3 protein-coding genes are annotated in these 2473 nt (G+C 56.5%); all 3 read right to left on the bottom strand.

Going from position 1 to position 2473, the window contains the following annotated elements; genetic code table 11:
* Positions 1 to 321: 321 nt before the first annotated feature.
* The 3 genes from ACVWXW_RS14290 to ACVWXW_RS14280 all read right to left on the bottom strand — a co-directional run bounded on the left by ACVWXW_RS14290 (position 322) and on the right by ACVWXW_RS14280 (position 2149).
* The gene (locus ACVWXW_RS14290) at positions 322 to 888 is read right to left on the bottom strand and encodes a GDYXXLXY domain-containing protein (protein WP_457404364.1); all 567 of its coding nucleotides are present in this window, start codon (positions 886 to 888) and stop codon (positions 322 to 324) included.
* A gap of 26 nt (positions 889 to 914) precedes the next feature.
* Entirely contained in the window at positions 915 to 1781 is an 867-nt protein-coding gene (thiD, locus tag ACVWXW_RS14285) for a bifunctional hydroxymethylpyrimidine kinase/phosphomethylpyrimidine kinase (RefSeq protein ID WP_414357609.1), read from the bottom strand.
* Positions 1782 to 1954: 173 nt separating this feature from the next.
* Positions 1955 to 2149, bottom strand: a complete 195-nt coding sequence (locus ACVWXW_RS14280; protein ID WP_457404363.1) for a hypothetical protein — start codon at positions 2147 to 2149, stop codon at positions 1955 to 1957.
* Positions 2150 to 2473 lie beyond the last annotated feature (324 nt).

Here is a 2473-nt window from a genome sequence, read left to right as displayed (position 1 = left end):
GGTCAGGACTTGGGTCATGGTTCTATTGTAACCTCGCATTCCTCCCGGCACTGACCCTACGGGTACAGTGCGGGGCTCCTGCGATTTCTAGCTGAAGAAGTTTGACCCAATTGGGATGACCCTAATTCAGGTGTTGAGCAAGGCTGTGCAGCACTTAGCAAGCTCCTCAATGGCACAGCTCCGGTTCTCGCCATCTTCAGGGTTTCGAGGGGCAAGTGATAGGGATCCCTGCCCCATTCAGTTTTCCGGCTCTCCTTCGGGTTCGGATGTCAGAATATGGTGATTAATTGTTAAAGCGTTAAAGCCGGGCAGAATGAGCACTTAGTACCGATGCTCCCCTACCCAGAGGCCGACCAATGCTGCCTTGCCCCAGGGATCCACTTTCACTTCTGCCCGCGTGGCTTCAGGGTAACGCCGAATATCCTCTTCCCAGGCATCTCCAATCGCTTCGGGAATAAAAAATTCTTCGGTTCCCAACTTGAGCTGCTGCCCGTCAAACCAGCCTCGCAGCACTTTCTCTTCAGGCTGCAAATCTTTGGGCATCTCCCGGCTGACACCGATTGCTCGCCAAGGTTGAGTGGGATCCCCTGCGGGGGGAGCCAAGCGCAGATAAAGGATCCCTGGGGTCTCCAATTCAGGTGACCAACCCGGCAGTTGCTCTAGGGTGGAGCGTCGACCGACGACGTAGCCCAAGGCCACGTACCGGCCCCGCAAAAGGTCATAGGGATCCACGGGGGCCGTTTGCAGGTAGATCGTGGTTCCGACAGCGAGGGTCAGCGCTTGCCGAGCCGGTATCAGCAGAACGATACCCAGCTGCAGCAGTAGGGGTAGCCAAAACCGCCATTTGGGCAGGGATCCCTTCTGAGAAAGATTCGACGGGCTAGCCATAGCAGCCAGAGAGAGTGACCTCTCTCTTATGGCACAGGTTTGCCAATCCCGGACAGAAGCGGGTAGAAGTGCCCCACTGGCCCCTGACCTGACCCGATGGCCAAAGGATGTCGCAGCGCTTCTGTTACATAGGCTTTGGCCGCCACTGTGGCCGCCAAGGGATCCCTGCCCCAGGCCATCTGTGCTGCAATGGCCGCCGAGAGGGTACAGCCGGTGCCGTGGGTGTGGCGGGTGGGGATCCGCTCTGTTTTCAGCACTTCCAGTCGCTCGCCATCGAACCACACATCCACCCCCTGCAGTTCCCCCGGCATACCCCCACCTTTGACCAACACCGCTCCACAGCCCAGGGTGCGAATCTGCTGAGCCGCCGTTTGCATATCCGCCAGGGACTGCAGCTGCAGCCCCGTTAAAATTTGCGCCTCATAGCGATTGGGGGTCAGCACCTGGGCCAAGGGGATCAGCCGCTCGCGGATGGCCTGAATGGCTTCATCTGCCAGCAACTTTGCTCCCGTGCGGGACACCATCACCGGATCCACCACCAGAGGCCGCAACGCCCAGCGCTCCACCTGACGGGCTACCTCCAGCACGATCTCGGCATTCAGCAACATGCCCGTCTTGATCCCTTGCACCCCAATGTCCTGCACCACGGCCTCAATTTGGGCGGCCACGGCTTCGGGGGGCAGCGCATCGACCCGGCTCACCCCAAGGGTATTCTGGGCGGTCACGCAGGTCAGGGCAGAGGTACCGTGTACCCGTTGGAAAGCAAAGGTGCGCAGATCCGCTTGGATCCCTGCTCCCCCACCACTGTCGGATCCAGCGATGGTGAGGGCGACAGGGGGGTGCTGCTCGGCCAGCAGTGGAGCCGGAGTTGGTTCAGATGCAGAGACAGACATTGGCCAAACGACAAAAATGGGCAAGGGTACCGATAGCCATTTCCATCAATCAATATGAACCATCTCTTTAACGTAGCAATGAAACTGTTGGTTCTCGATTGGTCTGAGACCACTGGGGTATTGGGAAAACTCTTGCAGACGTCTGTCAAGAAGCTGACTAAGAGTGAGTTGTCCTAGTCTAAATCCGAGTAGCCCTCATCAGTGGTGGCGACCACCTCAACCCAGGCTCTATCCCCCTCCACCGCCGTCAAGCTCCAGCGCAGAAGCCGAGCCCGCTGGCCCAGCTCCCGGTCAACTTGCTGACAGAGGGATTGCTCCAGTTGCGGGGCATAGAGAGGCGAGCTCAACGGCAGAGATAGGTGCAACAAATGCAACTTCACAGGAGTCGAGAACTGATCTCGCCAAGGAAACAGACTTACTTTCGATAACTTCTAACACTAAGAATCCAACAATATAAACTAATGTAGTATTTTCAGATTAGGCTGAGACAGCCGGGCTACTGAGAAAAACCTTTTGGGCCCCTGCATTATTGCTCCGCAACGCTATTGCTCCGCAACGCTGACGCGAAGACGCGACCAAGGTTTTAGTTGTGGGTACAGTGTCCTAGGTCGTGTTGATCTTATGTTAGGATAGAGAGAATAATTTATAGAGGAAAGAGGATGAAGTTGGTTTTTTTAGATGAAAACAAATGG

This window comes from Thermostichus sp. MS-CIW-30, assembly GCF_054058015.1.
Note: the sequence above shows the minus strand (reverse complement) of the source record. Positions and strands in the feature narration are given on the sequence as shown.